This window comes from Protofrankia sp. CiP1_Cm_nod2, from assembly GCF_920664355.1.
Taxonomy (GTDB): domain Bacteria; phylum Actinomycetota; class Actinomycetes; order Frankiales; family Frankiaceae; genus Protofrankia.
In genome coordinates this window covers 12,433-15,049 of the sequence record NZ_CAKKTL010000023.1, presented here as the reverse complement: position 1 = coordinate 15,049, position 2,617 = coordinate 12,433, and the positions used below count along the sequence as shown (strand labels likewise).

Sequence of the window (2,617 nt, the reverse complement as noted above, 5' to 3'; positions counted from 1 at the left end):
TTCGCCGTGTTGCCGTCACCCACCGCGTTCTCACCGGTTGCCGGGGTGTCGTCGTTCACGGGGCCGGTGTGGTTCACCGGGTGGCCGTGGCGCGGCGGGCCGCCGTCCACCGGGTTCTGCTCGGGGTCCTGTCCGGACGGGCCTGCGGCGATCTGGCCGGTGGCCGATGTGGCTATTGGTGTTGTTACTGTCGGTATTGACGTCGGTGTCGACTGTTCCGGCTGCCCGGACCGGTCCGGCTGGGTGGACGGCCGTGCCGGCCCGGACGGCTCGGCCGTGGCCGTGTCGGCGGCGGGCGGCTGGTCGGCTGCCGTGTCCCGTGCTGTGCTGGTGTTCTGGCTGGTGCTCCGGCCGGAGTCCTCGGCGCCCACGGAGCGGGCGGTGACAGCAGCCACCGTGACACCCCCGTCCCGATCGACTACTCGCCTTACCGAAATACAGACTCCACAGTAACCCTCAGTAATGCAAGTGGACTCCCGAGGGGGTGATCGGTGCGGACGGGAGTTTGATGACACCTGCGGGCAGGCGCCCGCGATGACTGCCCTGAAGATCTCGCCGTACTCCGTCGGCGATGTGACATCCCTGAGCCGGGCGGGCCAGGTAACCTCGCCCGGTGCCTGCGCTCGTGCTGATCGGTGCCCAGTGGGGCGATGAAGGCAAGGGGAAAGCGACCGACCTGCTCGGCGGTGCGGTCGACTTCGTCGTCCGGTATCAGGGGGGTAACAATGCCGGACACACCGTTGTCATCGGCGCGGAGAGCTATGCCCTGCACCTGATCCCCAGCGGCGTGCTGCGCGCGGACTGCGTGCCGGTGATCGGTAACGGCGTTGTCGTGGATCCCGGCGTCCTGCTCCAGGAGATGGACGGGCTCACCGCCCGCGGCATCGACGTGTCCCGACTGCTGATCAGCGCGAACGCACATCTGATCATGCCTCACCACCGGGCGCTCGATAAAGTCACCGAACGTTATCTCGGCAAGGCGCGGATCGGCACCACCGGCCGCGGCATAGGCCCGACCTACGGCGACAAGATCGCCCGGACCGGCATCCGCGTCCAGGACCTGCTCGACCCCGGGATCTTCCGGGCGAAGCTGGAGCTGGCGCTGCGGGAGAAGAACCAGATCCTGACCAAGATCTACAACCGGCGCGCCCTCGAGGTGGACAAGGTCGTCGACGAGTACAGCGTGTACGCGCAGCGGCTCGGGCCGCACATCGCCGACACCGGCCTCGTGCTCGACAGGGCGTTACGGGACGGCCAGGTCGTGCTCCTGGAAGGCTCCCAGGGCACCCTCCTCGACGTCGACCACGGGACCTACCCTTTCGTCACGTCGTCGAACCCGACCGCGGGCGGGGCCGCGGCCGGCTCGGGCATCGGGCCGACAAGGATCACCCGGGTGATCGGCATCTGCAAGGCGTACACGACCAGGGTCGGCTCCGGGCCGTTCCCGACCGAGCTCACCGACAAGGTCGGCGACGAGCTGCGCGCCGTCGGCGGCGAGTTCGGCGTGACCACCGGCCGGGCCCGGCGCACCGGCTGGTTCGACGCGGTGATCGCCCGCTACGCGGTGCGCGTGAACGGGCTGACCGACCTCTTCCTGACCAAGCTGGACGTGCTCTCCGGCTTCGACCGGGTACCGGTCTGCGTGGCGTACGACGTCCACGGGGTGCGGCACGACGAGATGCCGATGACGCAGACCGAGTTCCACCACGCCCGGCCGATCTACGAGGAGCTGCCCGGCTGGGGCGAGGACATCTCCCAGGCGTCGTCGTTCGACGATCTGCCGAAGGCCGCCCGCGACTACGTCAGGACGCTTGAAGAACTGGCCGGCGTGCCGGTGGCGGCCGTCGGGGTCGGCCCCGGCCGGAACCAGACGATCTCCATCCGTGACCTCGTCTGACTGACCGGCCCGACCGGAGGCAACACGGCCATGGCGGTACGGCCACGGCGTTGCGGTCGCGACAGTTCCCCGCGCAGCGGCTTCCGCGCGGGACCGGGACCGCTCCAGCCGATCGCCCTGCCGCCCTGCCGCCCTGGCGGGCGAGCGCCCGTGGTTCCCGCGCGTGACCGGGATGTCCCGGGTGGGAACCGGGATGGCCTCTTGAAGATCAAAAAAATTGTTCCGTATGATGACCGACATCCTCAGCCGCCTACCGCCGAAGTGGCCACGGACGTGGCATGCTCAGGCTCGGCCAACAGCCGATCTTCCGCTCGGCCGGCCGCCCGGTGTGCTTCCGCCCGCGCGGGGCCGAGCCGAGCGGGGACAGCCGTAGGTGTGGGAGTGTTCCGTATCACCCTTCGTTCGCATCGTGGAGGTACGCAATGAAGCGTTTCGCGCTGATCGCCCTGCTGGCCGCGGTCGCCGGTGGCGGTTTCCTCATCCGCAGGCGGAGCAGGCAGGACGTCTGAGCGCGGGCTCGTCTGCCGCCGTGAACCCATCCGCTGCCGCGAGGGCGACCGTTCGTGACAACAGGTGGGTGCGGCGAGGAGCCGTCACCGGGGCCGCTGTTGCAGCGGCCACCACGCCGAGGCGGGCGCAGCGGCCAGTACGGCGAGGAGGCCGCCCCATGGCCCCAAGGGCTGCCGCGGCAACGGACACCATGGGCGGGGACACCATGGA

Annotated in this window: 1 protein-coding gene and 1 pseudogene; one reads left to right on the top strand and one right to left on the bottom strand. The window is 69.7% G+C overall.

Features of this window, described 5'->3' with window-relative positions; translation table 11 throughout:
• Positions 1-395: pseudogene (locus NBW84_RS04355) on the bottom strand (hypothetical protein); the annotation flags it as partial.
• 218 nt (positions 396-613) lie between these two features.
• Between NBW84_RS04355 and NBW84_RS04350 the strand changes: the two are divergent.
• Positions 614-1,897 carry an adenylosuccinate synthase gene (locus NBW84_RS04350; protein WP_250281932.1) on the top strand — a complete coding sequence of 428 codons (1,284 nt, stop codon included), beginning with the start codon at positions 614-616 and terminating at the stop codon, positions 1,895-1,897.
• Positions 1,898-2,617 lie beyond the last annotated feature (720 nt).